Annotated in this window: 13 protein-coding genes and 2 pseudogenes; 6 read left to right on the forward strand and 9 right to left on the reverse strand. The window is 62.0% G+C overall.

Annotated features, from left to right (window positions below; all coding sequences use genetic code 11):
* The 7 genes and pseudogenes from DM872_RS07670 to thiI all read right to left on the reverse strand — a co-directional run.
* Positions 1 to 183, reverse strand: a 183-nt coding sequence (locus tag DM872_RS07670; RefSeq protein ID WP_179058918.1) for a transposase, incomplete at its 3' end; no start/stop codon positions are given.
* 614 nt (positions 184 to 797) lie between these two features.
* Complete coding sequence (locus tag DM872_RS07675) at positions 798 to 1034, reverse strand: hypothetical protein (protein ID WP_179058919.1); 237 nt, start codon at positions 1032 to 1034, stop codon at positions 798 to 800.
* Entirely contained in the window at positions 1031 to 2611 is a 1581-nt protein-coding gene (locus DM872_RS30450) for a VENN motif pre-toxin domain-containing protein (protein ID WP_373273691.1), read from the reverse strand. The genes DM872_RS07675 and DM872_RS30450 overlap by 4 nt, the downstream gene beginning before the upstream one ends.
* A 284-nt stretch (positions 2612 to 2895) precedes the next feature.
* Positions 2896 to 3076: pseudogene (locus tag DM872_RS30875) on the reverse strand (hypothetical protein); the annotation flags it as partial.
* A 168-nt stretch (positions 3077 to 3244) separates the two neighbouring features.
* Positions 3245 to 4525, reverse strand: a pseudogene (locus tag DM872_RS07685) (ShlB/FhaC/HecB family hemolysin secretion/activation protein); the annotation flags it as partial.
* Between the two features lie 258 nt (positions 4526 to 4783).
* The gene (typA, locus tag DM872_RS07690) at positions 4784 to 6601 is read right to left on the reverse strand and encodes a translational GTPase TypA (RefSeq protein ID WP_077524679.1); all 1818 of its coding nucleotides are present in this window, start codon (positions 6599 to 6601) and stop codon (positions 4784 to 4786) included.
* 126 nt (positions 6602 to 6727) lie between these two features.
* Complete coding sequence (gene thiI / locus DM872_RS07695) at positions 6728 to 8182, reverse strand: tRNA uracil 4-sulfurtransferase ThiI (RefSeq protein ID WP_179058920.1); 1455 nt, start codon at positions 8180 to 8182, stop codon at positions 6728 to 6730.
* A 331-nt stretch (positions 8183 to 8513) separates the two neighbouring features.
* Here thiI and glnA point away from each other — a divergent pair, with 331 nt between their 5' ends.
* A complete protein-coding gene (gene glnA / locus DM872_RS07700; RefSeq protein WP_069086056.1) occupies positions 8514 to 9917 on the forward strand; it encodes a glutamate--ammonia ligase in 1404 nt (467 codons plus the stop codon).
* A 207-nt stretch (positions 9918 to 10124) separates the two neighbouring features.
* Here the strand turns inward: glnA and DM872_RS07705 are convergent, their stop codons facing one another.
* Entirely contained in the window at positions 10125 to 12326 is a 2202-nt protein-coding gene (locus DM872_RS07705) for a mechanosensitive ion channel family protein (protein ID WP_179058921.1), read from the reverse strand.
* 278 nt (positions 12327 to 12604) lie between these two features.
* Between DM872_RS07705 and DM872_RS07710 the strand changes: the two genes are divergently transcribed.
* From DM872_RS07710 to ntrC, 4 genes are all read left to right on the forward strand, one after another.
* Positions 12605 to 13156 (forward strand): DUF4124 domain-containing protein, encoded by a 552-nt coding sequence (locus DM872_RS07710; RefSeq protein ID WP_179058922.1) that lies wholly within the window; start codon positions 12605 to 12607, stop codon positions 13154 to 13156.
* A 3-nt stretch (positions 13157 to 13159) separates the two neighbouring features.
* Positions 13160 to 13786, forward strand: coding sequence for a DUF4124 domain-containing protein (locus DM872_RS07715; RefSeq protein WP_179058923.1), 627 nt, complete (start codon positions 13160 to 13162; stop codon positions 13784 to 13786).
* Between the two features lie 233 nt (positions 13787 to 14019).
* Positions 14020 to 15105, forward strand: coding sequence for a nitrogen regulation protein NR(II) (gene glnL / locus DM872_RS07720; protein ID WP_179058924.1), 1086 nt, complete (start codon positions 14020 to 14022; stop codon positions 15103 to 15105).
* Entirely contained in the window at positions 15102 to 16538 is a 1437-nt protein-coding gene (ntrC, locus tag DM872_RS07725; RefSeq protein ID WP_179058925.1) for a nitrogen regulation protein NR(I), read from the forward strand. Before glnL ends, ntrC begins: the two co-directional genes overlap by 4 nt.
* Positions 16539 to 17395: 857 nt before the next feature.
* On the opposite strand, the gene DM872_RS07730 is transcribed toward ntrC, so the two are convergent.
* Entirely contained in the window at positions 17396 to 17836 is a 441-nt protein-coding gene (locus DM872_RS07730) for a hypothetical protein (protein ID WP_179058926.1), read from the reverse strand.
* Here DM872_RS07730 and trmL point away from each other — a divergent pair.
* Positions 17835 to 18296, forward strand: coding sequence for a tRNA (uridine(34)/cytosine(34)/5-carboxymethylaminomethyluridine(34)-2'-O)-methyltransferase TrmL (gene trmL / locus DM872_RS07735; protein WP_077525699.1), 462 nt, complete (start codon positions 17835 to 17837; stop codon positions 18294 to 18296). The genes DM872_RS07730 and trmL overlap by 2 nt on opposite strands.
* The last annotated feature ends 64 nt before the right edge of the window (positions 18297 to 18360 follow it).

Consider the following 18360-nt stretch of genomic DNA (forward strand, 5'->3'; position numbering starts at 1 on the left):
CACATGATTGGTCATCAGGCAGTACGCATACACCTTCACCCCAAAGGCACCCTTCAACTCACGTAGGTCGGCCAGGTAACGTTCGAAATACGCATTCTCGGCAAAAACAACCTGTCGGTTATGGCCACGTTGAACGATGTGATGTGGATAATTTGGCAACAGAACCCGCCCCACCCTGGGCATGGCTTCTCCCTCCATGAAGACCTAGAACGTGTTCTCTATTTCCAAAGGATTAGAGTAGGAAAAATAGATCAGCCCCCTTTTCTGATGGATACAGGGCCGCATTATCAGCACCTGAGCTAGCCCCAGCCCTTTTGAGACAACTCAACAGCCAATTTTTCCTATACCGGCCCCCAATAACCCAGAAATGGAGCTTGAGGGGAAACTAATCTCCAGGTTTCAGATGCGCCTAGACACATAAACCACTTCTCCTCAAAGGCTGACCCTGCATAACTGTCCTGAACAGGGACCTGTACTACCATTCCAGCCTTAACTTGGCTGGCTACCCAGGCAGAGAATCTCTCGTACTCCTGAGGTGATGAAAACTTTTCTATGATTTCCCAATTACAATCATTCATTGCTTTATCCAAGAAGATTCGATTTTAAAGTCTTTCAGAAAAAAAGGGGGGACAGATTTATTTATCTACTCAAACCCGCCCCACCCTGGGCATGGTTTCTTCCACCTTGAAAAACTTAAACCACTCTCCCCTCATTAGAATTAGAGCAGGGAAATTAAATCTGTCCCCTTTCTTTCCTTTTCTCTTCCTTTTCCCCATTTTCTGTCAGCCTTTTTTCTGTTACGCCTCAATTGACCTCTTCGCCAAAACTATTGACTCTAAGAAACCAGCCAGCGGAACCTTTAGAACTGAGCTATTCAAGTCGGCAAACACCTCAAGCTCTAACCTATCCATTCCTTGGTCCTGATTAATTTGAGCCACCGACTCTCCCTTATATTGAATTTCAATAGTCAACTTCTCATAGCGACTATCGCTATATTCCAAAACCTCAAAGTCAGAATTACTGTCAAGTTTCATAGCTGCACCTTCGGATCTAAGAAGCCAGAGAATGAGCCATCACTATTGAACCGCAGCCCTCTACCGTCCGGCGCTCTCACCTCTAGCCCACCCCGACTCAAATTTTTATAGGTTGCGTCAGGATGCTTGAGAATTTCATTAACAACTCTTTCAGCGGTAGCGTTTTGCTTTTCAAGCCCACCTGAAAGTTTAGGGAATGTTCCGGTTGAGCGCTGCCCAGATGCATGCTTTGTCAGAGCTCTAGCGGCCTCTGTCAGACCCTCCTTATTAACAGGACTTGCAGCCGCTGAGACAAGGTCATCAACCGTGCGACCACCGAAGCTATGCAACACGCTGGAGGTTGCCTTCGCACCTCCCGCCCCAAGCGCAACACGCACCGCGTCCGCACTGACCTTGGTCCCGGCCTGCTTCTCCAGTTCCATCAGAATACGGATTTCGGACGCCTGCTCCAGTGTCAGCTTGGCGCCGGCCGCGATGCCCAGCCCAGCGGGCAGGGCTTCGCTGAGCACCAGATCGTTCACGAAAAGGCCAGCCTCAGATACGCAAAGCGCCGGATTGGTGCTGCAGGCCACCGCCGCAGAACGAGCTGCAGAAATTGCCGCTGCGGTCAGCGCGCCGCCGCCCACGGCCGCCGCCAAGGCGCCAGAAGCCAGCAAACTACCCTCTGCCGTCTGCTGTGCAATCTGCGACTTGCAGTCCGTATTGCACTCATCCGACTTGAGAAGCCAGAAGCCGAGATCGTTGCCGGGGGCCATGCCAAGGCCATTGTTCTCGGCGGCGTTCCTGCCACCTTGGGCCGCCGCGAGAGCGCTGGTCACGTCCCCTCCCAAAGCCCCTCCGGCCATACCAGCAGCCAGGGTCGCAAGGGCGGAGATGCTCTGCTTCTGGTCTTCGTTCAGCTTACCGGGGTCGCTCTCGGCGTAGAGCGCCTGGCTGATCAATTTGACCATCAGCTCGCCACTGGCCGCGCCCACGGCGCCAGCCGCTGCGGAGTTACCCTGGGCATTGGCCACTACCGCGCCCAGCACCGCATGGGCCATCAGTTGTGCGGTGTCGTTGCCCTGGGTGGAGCGCTTGATGACTTCCGCCAGATAGGGCGCCGAGGCGCCGGCTAGGGCCGCGCCAATGTCGCCGCCAGCCAGACCCTGCAGGGCGGCGGTGACGGCCTGGGTGGCACGCTGTAGGTCACTGCCGGTGCCGTAGCCTTCCATGACTCGCTTGTAGGCGTCGCTCTTGCGCAGCTGTTCCCGGGTAGGGTTGTTGATGCCCTGCCGAGCCAGTTCCTCCCGTGCGACCTTGTCGGCCTGCAACTGACCCTCGGTACGGATGATGTCCATCGACTGGGCGCCGATCTCGGCGATCAGTTGCACCTGTTGCAGGCGGCGTTGCTCCTTCTCCTTATCTAAGATCGGGTCGATGCTGCCGTTGGCGCTCCCCACTTCACGGCTCAGGCTGGCAAGGTCCTGCTGCTGATGGGCCTGGTCGCGAATCTCGATGCTGCCATCCGCGATGGCTGGGTTAGTGGTGCCGCTCTCACTGTCACCGTGGCTGTAGGCCACCAGGCTGCCGCCGGGCATGTTGCCAATGAAGGAACCGGCACCATCACTGCCGCTTGAAGCGCTGACACTCAGTTGCTGGCTCTTGTACTCGGCCTCGTTGCGAATCTCGCTCCAGCCCAAGGTGCCGCTGCTCAGCCGGTTGCGCTCGGCCTCGGCGGTGCTGCCGATGACGGCGCCATCCAACTGGGTATGGTTGCCCACCTCGATCTGGAAGCCGCCCGCGCCGGCGAACAGGCCGGTCTGCTCCTGTACGCTGCGGTAGTCGGATTCGATGCGGCCCTGGCTGGCGGCAAGGTTGGCGCTGCCGTTGGGTGTGGCGATATTGATCACCGGTACGCCATTGCCGGCCTGGCCCAATTGGGTATTACCGCCGGCGGAAGCATCCACCGCCAATTCGGCCGCCGCCGCGACGATCGGATTGAGGAAGAGGATGCCGGCCAGGGCCAGGGCGATGCATTGGTTGAGGGGGCTGCGAACATCCATGTATTTCCTCTCCAGCGGCCGGTATGTGACCGCGAAACGCTAAATCAACGCCCGCTTGGATAGCTCCGGAGCGGGGGCGAAGTCCTGGTAAGCCGACCTGCTAAAAGAACGCGTCGACGCGGAAGTAGATCGGGCTCTCACGGCGCTCGATCAGGTCAGGCCGCTCCAACGAACGGGCGAGGCGAGGCTGTCGAAGCTGAGGTTCTCGCCCCAGAGCTGGAAGGGCTGCAAATAGCTGAGGGTGAGGCTGTACTTGTTGTAGCGGGCCACTGGCTCGCTGCCGTGGGGTTGCCCGGCGCCCTGGGCGTCCAGCGCGCCGGTGCCCTGCTGCCAGCCGGCATCCAGGTTGACGAAGGCCGGACCGATGCGGCGGCCATGGTTGAATCCCAGTTGCGCTTCGGTGAGGCGAGTGCTGGAAACGTCCACCAGGGCGTTGTCGATGTAGTTGCGGGTGCGCAGATGGCTGAGGCCAAGGTTGAAAGCCGTCTTGCTCACGTTGTCGCGGTGCAGGACTCGCTCGGCGCGCAGTTGGTGAGTCTTGCTGTCACCGTCCAGGGCGAAGTCGAAGCCTGCGTTGTCATTGCGAGTGCGGTAGTAGCTCTGGCTGTAGCTGTAACTGAAGGTCCACCAGCCCCAGGGCAGGCTGTAGTAAAGGCTCTGGTTATCGGAATGACGCCACTGGTCAGTGACCGCATCGCTGTTGGCTCGCAGGCTCAGCTGGTCGGCCAGTCCGAACGGGCTATCCCAGTCCAGTCCCAGCCCCATCTGCTGCTCGCCGGTACTGATGTCGCCATCGTTGTTGCGCGTGGCCGAGGCGCGCCAGGCTTTGTCGCGACTTCCTTTGAGGTGCATCCGGCTGCCACCCACCTGATCGCTGGGTACCAGCTCCAATTGCGCCTGGCGCGACGGCAGGCGGTTCAGTTGGTCGACCAGTTGCTCCAGTTCGCGCAGGTTGAGCACCTCGCCGGTGCGGCCGGGGAATGCCATGGCCAGTTCGCGGTCGCTGGCGAGTTCGGAGCTGTTGAGGCCTTCCAGCTTGCCCTCGATGACGATGATCTGCAGCGTGCCGGTGGAGAGGTCCTGTTGCGGCAGGTAGGCGCGGGTGGTGACGTAGCCCCGATCCAGGTAGTGGCCGGTGATAAGTTTGAGCAGTTCGTTGAGCTGGGGGACACCGAGGCAGTGGCCAATGAAGGGGGCCAGCAGTTCATCTCGCTTGCCTTGCGTCAGAAGCGTTGCGCCCTGGATATCGATCTGGCGAATCTCGAAGCAGTGCCCCTCCCCCACTATCTGCTCCGGGGCGCTCTCGAAGGACCTGCCGGGTAGTTGCTGGAGTTCTTCCAGGCGCTTCTGCTGTTCCTGCAGCAGGCGCTCCTGTCGTTCACGGATCAGGTCGCGGTCGCCGGGCGAGACTTCCGCCACTGCAGCCAGTGGCGTGCAAGTCACCAGCATGAAAACGGAGGTAATAAATCGAGAAAAGAGCAACGGGCAGTCCTTCGCAATCGATCGGGTTCAAACCGGTGCGAATGGAAGCAGTAATCCGTATGGGGGTATGCAGGATGGCAACTGAGCGTGCGATGGAAATTTCGCTATTGCCTGTGTGAAGGAGAATTGGCCCCGGCCGGATGTACCGAATGGCTGCCTGGGTAGCCAAGAAAAAGCCCCCGCCGGATCGCTCCGACGGGGGCTTTTTCATTCACTGATCGAGGATCAGACCTTGGTGCGCTCGTAGCGCTTGCGGTCGTTCTCGTTCAGCATTTTCTTGCGCAGACGGATGGACTTCGGAGTCACTTCCACCAGCTCATCATCAGCGATGAATTCCAGAGCCTGCTCCAGGGTGAAGCGGATCGGCGGAACCAGGGCAATGACTTCGTCCTTGCCGGAGGCGCGCATGTTGTCGAGCTTCTTGCCCTTGGTGGGGTTGATCACCAGGTCGTTGTCACGGCTGTTGATGCCGGCCAGCTGGCCTTCGTAGATTTCGTCGCCTGGGCCGAGGAACAGCTTGCCGCGGCTTTGCAGGGTTTCCAGCGAGTAGGTCAGGGCGGTGCCGGTGGCCATGGAGACCAGTACGCCGTTCTGACGGTTGCTGACTTCGCCGGCCTTGATCGGGCCGTAGTGGCTGAAGGTCGAGGTCAGGATGCCGGTACCCGAGGTCAGGGTCAGGAAGTTGTTACGGAAGCCGATCAGGCCACGTGCCGGGATGGTGTATTCCAGGCGCACGCGGCCCTTGCCGTCGGGGATCATGTTGGTCAGATCGCCCTTACGCAGGCCCATCTGCTCCATCACGGAGCCCTGGTGCTGCTCTTCGATGTCGATGGTGACGTTCTCGTACGGCTCTTGCTTCTCGCCGTCCTTCTCGATGATCACCACTTCCGGACGGCCAACGGCCATCTCGAAACCTTCGCGGCGCATGGTTTCGATCAGTACGGACAGGTGCAGTTCACCACGGCCGGAAACCTTGAACTTCTCGGCAGAATCGCCCGCTTCAACGCGCAGGGCCACGTTGTGCAGCAGTTCCTTCTCCAGACGGTCCTTGATGTTGCGGCTGGTGACGAACTTGCCTTCCTTGCCGGCGAACGGCGAGTCGTTGACCTGGAAGGTCATGCTCACGGTCGGCTGGTCAACGGTCAGCGGCGGACGGGCTTCGACGTTCTGCGGGTCGCACAGGGTGTCGGAGATGAACAGCTCTTCCATGCCGCTCACGCAGACGATGTCGCCGGCTTCAGCATCGGCAACTTCAACGCGCTGCAGGCCGGAGTGGCCCATGATCTTGAGGATACGGCCGTTGCGGCGGGTGCCGTCGTCGCTGACAGCAACTACCTGGGTGTTGGCCTTGACGCGGCCACGGGCGATACGGCCGATGCCGATCACGCCGAGGAAGCTGTTGTAGTCCAGCTGGGAGATCTGCATCTGGAACGGACCGTCGACGTCTACGTCCGGTACCGGTACGTGGTCGATGATGGCCTGGAACAGAGCGTCCATGTTGTCGTCCATCTTCTCGTGGTCCAGACCGGCGATGCCGTTCAGGGCGCTGGCGTAGACGATCGGGAAGTCGAGCTGCTCATCGGTGGCACCGAGGTTGTCGAACAGGTCGAAGATCTGGTCGATGACCCAGTCAGGACGCGCGCCCGGACGGTCAATCTTGTTGACGACGACGATCGGACGCAGGCCGGCCTTGAAAGCCTTCTGGGTCACGAAGCGGGTCTGCGGCATGGGGCCGTCCTGGGCGTCGACCACCAGCAGAACGGAGTCCACCATGGACATCACACGCTCAACCTCACCGCCGAAGTCGGCGTGGCCGGGGGTGTCCACGATGTTGATGTTGAAGCCGTTCCATTTGATGGCGGTGTTCTTCGCCAGAATGGTAATGCCGCGCTCTTTTTCCTGGTCGTTGGAGTCCATCACGCGCTCGCTTTCCGCTTCTTTGCGGTCGAGGGTGCCGGACAGCTTCAGGAGCTTGTCCACCAGGGTGGTTTTGCCATGGTCGACGTGGGCGATGATGGCGATGTTACGGAGTTTTTCGATCACGTTTGTATCTCGATCAGAGGATTCGGTTTGCCGCGAAGTCTATGCGGCCCAGATGAATGAACTGCGACTCAGGGCCGGCAATCGGGAGGGCGGTGGCGGATGCTGCCGCCGAACAGCCCGGGCTGTTTAGGCCGGGCGATAAACGCGCACATTGGCGTGTCCCTCGCTGAGCAGATGGTGGGCATGCAGGCGACTCATCACGCCCTTGTCGCAATACAGGAGGTACTGGCGGTTGGCGTCCAGTTCCTTGAAACGGTTGTTGACCGCGTAGAACGGCAGCGCCTGCACTTCGACGCCAGGAAGTTCCAGGGGATCGTCTTCCTGCGCATCGGGGTGGCGGATGTCGATGACGATCTGCCCCGGCAGGGCTTCGCGCACTTCTTCCACGGCCACGTCCTGGCCCAGTTCGTCGATCACCCGGTCGATCGGCACCAGGCGCGCGCGCTCCAGGGCACGCTCGAGGATGGCCATGTCGAACTGCTCTTCCTCGTGCTCGATGCGACCGATCTTGGCCTTGGTGGTCGGGTTCACCGAGATCACGCCGCAGTACTCGGGCATGTGCTTGGCGAACTCGGCGGTGCCGATGCGGGTGGCGGTGTCGATGATGTCCTGCTTGTGGCTGGCGATCAGCGGACGCAGCACCAGCATATCGGTGGCCGAATCGATCACCGCGAGGTTGGGCAGGGTCTGGCTGGATACCTGGGAAATGGCTTCGCCGGTCACCAGCGCATCCAGGGTCAACTTGCGCGCCATGTGGGTGGAGGCGCGCAGCATCATGCGCTTGAGCACCACGCCCATCTGGCTGTTGTCGACCTTGCTGAGGATCTCGCCCACCACTTCCTCGAAGGGCACGCTGATGAACAGCACGCGCTGGGAACGACCGAACTTCTCCCACAGGTAATGGGCCACTTCCATCACGCCCAGTTCGTGGGCACGGCCGCCGAGGTTGAAGAAGCAGAAGTGGGTCATCAGGCCACGACGCATCATCTGGTAGGCAGCGACGGTGGAGTCGAAGCCGCCAGACATCAGCACGAGGGTCTGCTCCAGGGAACCCAGCGGGTAACCACCCATGCCGTCGTGCTGGTGGTGGATGACGAACAGGCGCTGGTCGCGCACTTCCATCCGTACTTCCACTTCCGGGTTCTTCAGGGAGATGCCGGCCGCGTTGCACTCCTGGCGCAGGCGGCTGCCGACGTGGCGCTCCAGCTCCATGGAGGTGAATGTGTGCTTGCCTGCACGCTTGCAGCGCACGGCGAAGATCTTGCCGGGAATCTGGTCGGCGTAATGCAGCTTGCACTTTTCCAGTACATCGTCGAAGTCGCCCAGCGGGTACTCGTGCACTTCCAGGAAGTGCGTGATGCCCGGGGTGCAGGTCAGCCGCTCGATCATCTCGCGCAGCAGCTTCGGCTCGGTCTGCCGTGTCTGCACTTCCAGGTTGTCCCAGACGCCGGTCACCTCGAGCTCCGGGTCCAGGTCTTTCAGGACCGCGCGGATGTTCTTCGAGAGCTGGCGGATGAAATGCTTGCGCACCGGCCGGCTCTTGATGGTGATTTCCGGGAAGACTTTGACGATCAGTTTCATGAAAACAGCGCCTGCAACGGCGGCCGAAAAAGAGGGGCGCGGATTATAGCGGAAATTGTTCAAGGTTTGACCAAAATCATTCAGGAAAGCTTTCGCCGCACCAAAACGGAGCACATGCACCATGCAGGGCACGAAAACAGTGCGTAAAACTGTGCACAAACGGAGCGGAGCCCCCGGCAGGCGCGAGTTTTGGGCCATCTGCCCATTCCGGGGCACTGGCACGCAATTTGCTCCCTTGTGAGGCAGGTCGCCCTGGCGGACTATCCCGCTCCGGCTTCAGCCCGAATTTATGGGAGGCAAGGTTTCTGCCCCCAACCACCTGGAGGACAACATGTCGAAGTCGCTTCAACTGATTAAAGAACACGACGTGAAGTGGATTGATCTGCGCTTCACCGATACCAAAGGCAAGCAGCAGCACGTGACCATGCCGGCCCGTGACGCCGATGACGATTTCTTCGAACACGGCAAGATGTTCGACGGCTCCTCCATCGAAGGTTGGAAAGGCATCGAAGCTTCCGACATGATCCTGCTGCCGGACGACAGCACTGCCGTTCTGGACCCGTTCACCGAAGAGCCGACCATTATCCTGGTTTGCGACATCATCGAGCCGAGCACCATGCAAGGCTACGATCGCGACCCGCGCGCCATCGCCCGCCGCGCCGAGGAATACCTGAAGACCACCGGTATCGGTGACACCGTATTCGTTGGTCCGGAGCCGGAGTTCTTCATCTTCGACGAAGTGAAGTTCAAGTCCGACATCTCCGGTTCCATGTTCAAGATCTTCTCCGAGCAGGCTTCCTGGAACACCGACGCCGACATCGAAGGCGGCAACAAGGGCCACCGTCCGGGCGTGAAAGGCGGCTACTTCCCGGTACCGCCGGTCGACCACGACCACGAAATCCGTACCGCCATGTGCAACGCCCTGGAAGAAATGGGCCTGGTGGTAGAAGTTCACCACCACGAAGTGGCGACTGCCGGCCAGAACGAGATCGGTGTGAAGTTCAACACCCTCGTTGCCAAGGCTGACGAAGTTCAGACCCTGAAGTACTGCGTGCACAACGTTGCCGACGCCTACGGCAAGACCGTGACCTTCATGCCGAAGCCGCTGTACGGCGACAACGGCTCGGGCATGCACGTTCACATGTCCATCTCCAAAGATGGCAAGAACACCTTCGCTGGCGAAGGCTATGCCGGCCTGTCCGACACCGCCCTGTACTTCATCGGCGGCATCATCAAGCACGGTAAGGCCCTGAACGGCTTCACCAACCCGGCCACCAACTCCTACAAGCGTCTGGTTCCCGGCTTCGAAGCTCCGGTAATGCTGGCCTACTCCGCCCGCAACCGTTCCGCCTCGATCCGTATCCCGTACGTGAACAGCCCGAAAGCCCGTCGTATCGAAGCGCGCTTCCCGGACCCGGCTGCCAACCCCTACCTGTGCTTCGCAGCTCTGCTGATGGCCGGTCTGGACGGTATCCAGAACAAGATTCACCCCGGCGATGCCGCTGACAAGAACCTGTATGACCTGCCGCCGGAAGAGGCCAAGGAAATCCCGCAGGTTTGCGGCAGCCTGAAAGAAGCCCTGGAAGAGCTGGACAAGGGCCGTGCGTTCCTGACCAAGGGCGGCGTGTTCTCCGACGACTTCATCGATGCCTACATCGAGCTGAAGAGCGAAGAAGAAATCAAGGTGCGCACCTTCGTGCACCCGCTGGAATACGACCTGTACTACAGCGTCTGATCCACGAATACCTATAAATAGCGTCAACATTAAGGCCTCCTTCGGGAGGCCTTTTTTATTGCCGGGCCGCGGTAGAGGCTGCTCTTCCTGTGGGGGCGATTTCAATCGCTAAACAGACCGCAGGTCTGCCCCTGAACACTGCAGGGGGCTGCTGCGCAGCCCATAGCGAATGAATTCGCCCCCACAACCAGCAGTCCACCGCCTCAGCTAGATCCCCTCATCCGCCAACACGTCCTGCCCTTCCGGCGGCTCCGCCCTTGGCTGGCGCACCCGGCTGAGCTGGACGTTCAGGCGCGGCATCGCCAACTCCAGGCCCGACTGGTCGAGACGCCTGCGCAGGCGCAGGTTGAATGCCCGCTGCACTTCCCATTGCTTGATCGGCGCGGTCTTGAAGCGGAAGCGCAGGATCGCCTGGCCGTTGTCGAAGCTCTCGACGCCCTGCAACTCCAGCGGCGACCACAGGCTGCGGTAGACCAACGGATCGCTGCGCAACTCTTTCGCCACGTCCTGGACCAGCGCGACAGCGTCGTCGATCGGCATGCTCGAGGGCACCGGCCAGCGGAACATCGCGTAGCCGAACTGCCGTGAGTAGTTCTTGATGCTCTTGATCTCGCTGAACGGGATGGTATGCACCACGCCGTCCAGGTCGCGCAGGCGCACAGTGCGGATGGTCAGCCCCTCCACCGTGCCAAGGTGGCCGCCGACATCGACGTAGTCGTCGATGGACAGGGAGTCCTCGATGATGATGAACAGGCCGGTAATCAGGTCCGCCACCAGGGACTGCGCACCAAAACCGATCGCCAGGCCGATCACGCCGGCACCGGCCAGCAGCGGCGTGACATTCATGCCCATATTGGCCAGGGCGACGATCAGGGCGATCACCGCGATGGTGACGAACAACACGTTACGGATCAGCGGCAGCATGGTCAGGGCGCGCGTGTTCGCGCGATTTCGACTGCCGACACCCAGGCTGTGCTGAACCGCCGTGTCAGCGAGAATCCACACCAGCCAGGCCACCAGCAGCGTGGTGCCGAAGCTGACCATCTTCATGCTGATTTCCGAGCCCTCGCCTTCGGCGTAGCGGATCAGCGACATGCCCCAGACCCGTAGCCCCACCTCAATGAAGAACAACGCCACGAAGAGGTGCACCAGGGTGAGGCCGAACTTCTGCAGCTGATCGACGTACGGAGCACTGCGCCGCCCCCCGTCACCCGTGCGACCGGAACGGCGACTGAGCAGGCCGATCACCGTCATGGCAACCACCGCCAGCACGGCGCAGACCAGGGCGCGGCGCAGGGCGACGCTGCTGTCGGCAGCCGATACGAAGGTGGCGAACAACGAGGTACCCACCAGCAAGAGCACTGGCACGAACCACAGCGAGCCGACCAGCTCCACCAGTTCGTGCAGGCCCCGGCGCTTGAGACGACGCTCCAGCGGCTGGTTGCGGATCAGGTGGGCGATGGGGCGGCGAAAACGCAGCACGAACAGCGCGGTGAGCACCGCCGCAATGGCATTGGCCAGGGTGCTCAGGCAGATCGCCGTGTGCTCACCGAGGCCCGCGATCAGTCGTGGATCGTGGGCCGCCTCACCAAGTGCGGCCAGGCTGCCGATCAGCCACAGTGGGCGGAAGGCCTGGCGACGCAGGATATCCAGCGCACGAATTCGGTGCGGACCGCTGAGCAGCGACAGGCAGATCACGCAGAGCGCGGAGAACAGCGTGCCGCAGACCAGTACGTAGGCCATCAGCATCGCCAGCATCTTGCTCAGCGAGCTGGGTAGCACGAACGATAGATAAAGAGTGATGAAGAAGGCGATCAGCCAGGGACCCAGCTTGCGCAGGGCGAACAGCACGAGGTCGCGGGTCTTCGGGTGCTGCGGCAGTTCCGCCGAGAGGCCGAAGCGCTCGCGCATGCGCCGCCCCAGCCACAGTAGGGCGCTGGCCAGGCACGCCCAGAGCAAGATGACCGCGGAGAAGTTGAAGACGATGCCCGGCCAGTCGCGCCATCCGGGGAGACGCTCCTGCACCTCGGCGCTCGCCAGCCGGAACTGGTTGCTCCAGATCACCAGCGGGCTGTTGTCGCCCTGGAACTGCTTTTCCAGGCTGCTCAGGGTGTCGCCGATCAACCCGAGCACCCCGCTTTCGCTTTCCTTCTCCTTGCCGGTGACGTCGCGCAACTGCTTCAGCTTTTTCAGCAAGTCTGCGCGCTGCTGGTCGTTCTCCAGGGTCTTGATCACCTGGTTGAGCGACTGTTCGAGCTGGGCATTGCTGACCGGCTCACCCCCTGCGGAACTTCCCGCCAGCGGATTGGGCAGCGCCGCCTGCCCCTGCGCAGGACAGAGCAGTCCGACGAGGAAGCAGAACAGCAATAGAAACAGGAAACGAGGGGCGATAAAGGATGGTATCGGCACGAGAAAGTCATCCCACAAACGATGAAAGCGATCCGCATCATACAAAAGCCGGCTCCGCGCCCATCCGCAAGCGGCGGACGGTGGAGCGACCCACGAAGGCAAGACTGACAGCAGCGCTCGCCTACAGTTCGCTCGGGCCGGGAGTGGCGCGGGTATTCCAGAAATGTCCCAACGTGTTGCAGCGCACATCGATTGCCCCGACGCTGTCGCACAATGCCCGACTTGCCAGCTCGCCATCCGGGTGCAAGGCTTGGCATGACCTTCCGGAGACCGCCACCATGCGCCTCATCATCAGTTGCCTGCTGCTCGCGGTCGCGCTCCCCGCCGCCGCACAGATCTACAAGTACACGGACGCCAACGGCAACACGGTATTCACCAACCAACCTCCGGATGGCACCCCCACCGAGAAGGTGGAGCTGCCGCCGACTAACGCGGTACAGATCCAACCGCCCAGCCAGCCCGCCAATGACGACGCCAGCGCCGAGCAACAGGCGGCCTACAACGTGGTGGAACTGACCAACCTCCCGGACGAAGAGGCCCTGCGCGCCAATAACGGCACCTTCAGTGTCGGCGTTCGCCTGGACCCGCGCCTGCAACCCGGCCACAGCCTGCGTCTGCGCCTGGATGGCGAGCCCTATGGGCAACCGACCAACGTGCCGCGCCTGCAGGTCCAGAACGTCGACCGTGGCGAGCACACCCTGATGGTGGATGTCCTCGCCGGCACCACCGTGGTGCAGAGCAGTGCCCCGATCACCTTCACCGTACAGCGCGTCAACACCAGCAGCCCGGCGCTACGCCCGCCGGCCCCCACCCCACGACCCAACAACTGACCGATGACACGATTCCTGCTCCTTGCCCTGCTGCTCCTGGGCCAGCCCGCGCTGGCCGAGGTCTACACCTACATCGACGCTGAAGGTAACCGCGTCTTCACCGACCAGCCCAAGCCGGGCAACGCCAAGCGCCTGGAAATCACCCCCGCGCCCAATGAAATGAACGCGCCCAGGGACATCCAGCCGCCGCCGCTCTACCCCAAGCCCATTCCTCGCGAACAGGGCTATCAGGTCCTGCGTATCCTGGTTCCCGAGCCCGATGCAACTATCCGCGACGGTGAAGGCAACCTGATCGTCAGCGCGGTGAGCGAACCCGGCCTGCGCGCCAACCACAGCTATCGCCTGCTGCTGGATGGCCAGCCGGTGGGCGAACCCGGTCGCAGCCCGGTGTTCCCGCTGAAGAACCTGGATCGTGGTACTCATCAGTTGGCGGTGGAGATCATCGACGACCAGGGTCGCATGGTTGAGCGCACTCCCGGTCAGCCGGTGCATATCGTGCGCATGTCGCTGTCGCAGAAGCGCCTTGCCCGCCCCTGCAAGAAAGACGACTACGGCGTTCGACCGGAATGCCCGATGAAGGACAAGCCCGAGGAAGAGGATGACGACATCGCCATCCTGCCGTTCATCTGACTTCGCCCTCTCAGCGATGGGCTGACCGCCTCGGCCCACTCGCCCGCAATACGCACCATTCCGGTGCAATGCTCTGCACCGCTTTCTATACTCTCCCCATTTTGGTTCACCTCGAACCGGACGATCTGCTCTGAAAAGCGGCCGGCGCCGGCATAAATCCTGTTTCAGCGCGACTTTTCAGGGCTTTGGTTTGCTTCTTGCATTTTCCTGTCATCGCCACGAGCGCGGAAGCCATGACCATCAACGACGCCCTGCACCGACTGCTGCTCGACAACCTGACCACTGCGGTGATCCTGCTCAACGCGGACCTGCGTCTCGAGTACATGAACCCGGCGGCTGAAATGCTCCTGGCCGTCAGCGGTCAGCGCAGCCATGGCCAGTTCATCAGCGAACTGTTCACCGAATCTCCCGAGGCCCTGGCCTCCTTGCGGCAGGCCGTCGAACAGGCGCACCCCTTCACCAAGCGCGAGGCCATGGTCACCTCGCTGTCCGGCCAGACCCTGACCGTGGATTACGCGGTAACGCCTGTGCTCAATCGCGGCGAAACCCTGCTGCTGCTGGAAGTCCACCCGCGTGACCGCCTGCTGCGTATCACCAAGGAAGAGGCACAGCTGTCCAAGCAGGAAACCACCAAGCTGCTGGTTCGCGGCCTCGCCCACGAGATCAAGAACCCCCTGGGGGGTATCCGCGGTGCTGCCCAGTTGCTTTCCCGCGAACTGCCGGAAGAGTCCCTGAAGGATTACACCAACGTCATCATCGAAGAGGCCGACCGCCTGCGGAACCTGGTGGACCGCATGCTCGGCTCGAACAAGCTGCCGTCGCTGGCCATGACCAACGTCCACGAAGTGCTGGAGCGGGTCTTCAGCCTGGTGGAGGCGGAAAGCCAGGGCGGCATCAATCTGGTGCGCGACTACGACCCAAGCATTCCTGACGTGTTCATCGACAAGGAACAGATGATCCAGGCCGTGCTCAATATCGTGCGCAATGCCATGCAGGCCCTCTCCGCACAGAGCGATTTGCGCCTTGGCCGCATCACCCTGCGCACCCGCACCCTGCGCCAATTCACCATCGGCCATACGCGCCATCGGCTGGTGACCAAGGTGGAGATCATCGACAACGGCCCGGGCATCCCGGCCGAGCTCCAGGAAACCATCTTCTATCCCATGGTCAGTGGTCGCCCGGACGGTACCGGGCTGGGCCTGGCCATCGCCCAGAACATCATCAGTCAGCACCAGGGCCTGATCGAGTGTGAAAGCCATCCCGGCCACACCGTCTTCTCGATCTTCCTGCCGCTGGAACAAGGAGCTTCCTCGTCATGAGCCGTAGTGAAACCGTCTGGATCGTCGACGACGACCGTTCCATCCGCTGGGTGCTGGAAAAGGCCCTGCAGCAGGAAGGCATGACCACCCAGAGTTTCGAGAGCGCCGACAGCCTGCTCGGACGCCTCGCCCGGCAACAACCGGATGTGATCATCTCCGACATCCGCATGCCGGGCGCCAGCGGTCTCGACCTGCTCGCGCAGATCCGCGAAGTGCATCCGCGCCTGCCGGTCATCATCATGACCGCCCACTCGGACCTGGACAGCGCGGTCGCGTCCTACCAGGGCGGTGCCTTCGAATACCTGCCCAAGCCGTTCGACGTCGACGAGGCGGTTTCCCTGGTCAAGCGCGCCTTCCAGCACGCCCAGGAACAGCAGGGCCTGGAAGCACCCGCAAGCCAGACGCGCACACCGGAGATCATCGGCGAAGCGCCGGCCATGCAGGAGGTCTTCCGCGCCATCGGTCGCCTCAGCCACTCCAACATCACCGTGCTGATCAACGGCGAGTCCGGTACCGGCAAGGAGCTGGTGGCCCACGCCCTGCACCGCCATAGCCCGCGCGCGGCGTCTCCCTTCATCGCCCTGAACATGGCGGCGATCCCGAAGGACCTGATGGAGTCCGAGCTGTTCGGCCATGAGAAAGGCGCCTTCACCGGTGCGGCCAACCAGCGTCGCGGCCGTTTCGAGCAGGCTGACGGCGGCACCCTGTTCCTCGACGAGATCGGCGACATGCCGGCGGATACCCAGACCCGTCTGCTGCGGGTACTGGCCGACGGCGAGTTCTATCGGGTCGGCGGCCACACTCCGGTGAAAGTGGACGTGCGCATCATCGCCGCGACCCACCAGAACCTGGAAAACCTGGTGCAGGCCGGCAAGTTCCGCGAAGACCTGTTCCATCGCCTCAACGTCATCCGCATCCACATTCCGCGCCTGTCCGACCGCCGAGAAGACGTCCCCACGCTGGCCCGGCATTTCCTCGCCCGCGCCGCCCAGGAGCTCGCGGTGGAGCCGAAACTGCTGAAGGGTGAAACCGAGGACTACCTCAAGCACCTGCCCTGGCCGGGCAACGTGCGCCAGTTGGAGAACACCTGCCGCTGGATCACCGTGATGGCTTCGGGTCGCGAGGTGCATGTCGACGACCTCCCGCCGGAACTGCTCACCCAACCCCAGGACGCCGCACCGGTGACGAACTGGGAACAGGCCCTGCGCCAGTGGGCCGACCAGTCCCTCGGCCGGGGCCAGTCCAGCCTGCTCGACACCGCCGTACCGGCGTTCGAGCGGATCATGATCGAGACCGCCCTCAAGCACACCGCCGGACGTCGCCGCGACGCGGCCGTGCTGCTGGGCTGGGGCCGCAACACCCTGACCCGGAAGATCAAGGAACTGGGTATGAAGGTGGACGGCGGCGACGAGGACGACGGCGACGACGTGTGATGGCTGACGCCTGGGGGGCGGGGTGCAATGCCCCGCCCTCCCCGTTTTCAGCCCCACGACTTGTGATTCGTCCTACACGCCGGCGGCTATCGCCAGTGCGTTCCCCCTACAACTTTGCCGTGTGAATCATCGGGTTCTTCCGAAGTCTCGGCGGGGTCTTGTTCCATTTGCCAGGCATTCGATCCCTCTGCAAAAAAGACCATCCCTGGTGCCCGAATCATGCTGGCGCCTCAAAAAAGTGCTCCTCTCCCAGGCACTCGCAACGCTGAAAACCTCCCGTTGGCGCCCTTTCCAACCACGCCCTCTCTCCTTCAAAGCCAGCGGCTACGCGGCCTCCAGCAGAGCAAAGGAATCTGATCCGACATCCACGGGAAGAATTGGCACGTCCCCTGCAACAGTCCAGACAACAGTAGTCCAGACAACAGCGGTTTTGGGGCCCCTGGTACAGGCAGGCCGGGGAATCCCCACTCTTATGACAGGCAGGCTGACCCCAGCCGCCACGGCCCCAGAAAGGCCGGAAGCAACACAGCGTCGCCCTGGGGCGACCAGGTTTCAGGGGGCCTTGGTACAGGCAGGCCGGGGATCCCCTCTTTTATCCACAGGCGCGCTGGATGCCAGCCGCCTCGGGCTCCGCAAGGGCCCGGTGCAGGACCGCGTCACTCGCCTCGGCGGGTGACCACCCTTCAGGGGGGCCTTGGTACAGGCAGGCCGGGGAATCCCCTCTTTTATCCACAGGCGCGCTGGACTCCAGGCGCCTCAGGCCCCACAAGGGCCTGGTGCAGGACCGCGTCACTCGCCACGGCGGATGACCACCCTTCAGGGGGCCTTGGTACAGGCAGGCCGGGGAATCCCCTTTCTTATTCGGCGCGCAGGCTGACTTCCAGCCGCCAGCGCCCATCTTCCGCGGCCCCGCGCCACTCTCCGCGCAAGGGCCGCGCCGCCACGAAGCGCACCATCACCCCCTGGGTCGAACGCAGCACCTTCCAGCTCACCGGCGCCGTGCCAAGGGTCAGTTGCCCCTTGGCGGATTGCCCTTCCGCGCCCAGCACCAGCGCGTAGGCACCTTCCAACGCTTCCACGCGGACCTCGGGCTCATGGTCGAACCAGAGCGCCAGGCCGTCCTGGCGTACCTCGATCTGCTCCAGGTGCACGGGTTCCGGCGCAGTGAGGCGGCCGAGCATCATTCCAACCAGCAGCCCCAGCAGGGCAAGGGAGAACAAAAAGCGCGGCCACAGGCTCGGTCGCGGATCATCATCGGGAGTAGAATGCCGCCCGTCTTCGGGCCCGGGGCTACTCATGTTTCACGTCATCCTGTTTCAACCGGAAATTCCGCCGAATACCGGCAACATTATCAGGCTGTGCGCCAATTCTGGCTGCCACCTTCACCTGATCGAACCTCTCGGATTCGAGCTGGACGACAAGCGTCTGCGCCGCGCCGGACTGGACTACCACGAGTACGCCACGCTCAAGCGCTACAGCGACCTGGAAAGCTGCCTCGAGGCCCTGGGCCAACCCCGGGTATTCGCCTTCACCACCAAGGGCACCAAGCTGTTCCATGAAGTGGCCTTCGAGAAGGGCGACGCCTTCCTCTTTGGCCCGGAAAGTCGTGGCCTGCCCGAGGAAGTGCGCGAGAGCCTGCCGCCCGAGCAGCGGCTGCGCCTGCCGATGCGTCCCAACTGCCGTAGCCTGAACCTCTCCAACACCGTGGCCGTGGCCGTGTACGAGGCCTGGCGGCAGCATGATTTCAGTCTGGATTGAGCCGGCGAACAGCGGTCCCTATTTTCTGTGTGGGGGCGAATTCATTCGCTATGCAGCCCGCAGG

The organism is Pseudomonas taiwanensis, from assembly GCF_013393345.1.
Taxonomy (GTDB): Bacteria; Pseudomonadota; Gammaproteobacteria; order Pseudomonadales; family Pseudomonadaceae; genus Metapseudomonas; species Metapseudomonas resinovorans_C.

Coding starts and splice junctions, on each gene's coding strand:
- DM872_RS07675 (WP_179058919.1), bottom strand. CDS start 1,034: ATGAAACTTGACAGTAATTCTGACTTTGAGGTTTTGGAATATAGCGAT.
- DM872_RS30450 (WP_373273691.1), bottom strand. CDS start 2,611: ATGCCCGGCGGCAGCCTGGTGGCCTACAGCCACGGTGACAGTGAGAGC.
- thiI (WP_179058920.1), bottom strand. CDS start 8,182: ATGAAACTGATCGTCAAAGTCTTCCCGGAAATCACCATCAAGAGCCGG.
- glnA (WP_069086056.1), top strand. CDS start 8,514: ATGTCGAAGTCGCTTCAACTGATTAAAGAACACGACGTGAAGTGGATT.
- DM872_RS07710 (WP_179058922.1), top strand. CDS start 12,605: ATGCGCCTCATCATCAGTTGCCTGCTGCTCGCGGTCGCGCTCCCCGCC.
- DM872_RS07715 (WP_179058923.1), top strand. CDS start 13,160: ATGACACGATTCCTGCTCCTTGCCCTGCTGCTCCTGGGCCAGCCCGCG.
- glnL (WP_179058924.1), top strand. CDS start 14,020: ATGACCATCAACGACGCCCTGCACCGACTGCTGCTCGACAACCTGACC.
- ntrC (WP_179058925.1), top strand. CDS start 15,102: ATGAGCCGTAGTGAAACCGTCTGGATCGTCGACGACGACCGTTCCATC.
- trmL (WP_077525699.1), top strand. CDS start 17,835: ATGTTTCACGTCATCCTGTTTCAACCGGAAATTCCGCCGAATACCGGC.
- DM872_RS07730 (WP_179058926.1), bottom strand. CDS start 17,836: ATGAGTAGCCCCGGGCCCGAAGACGGGCGGCATTCTACTCCCGATGAT.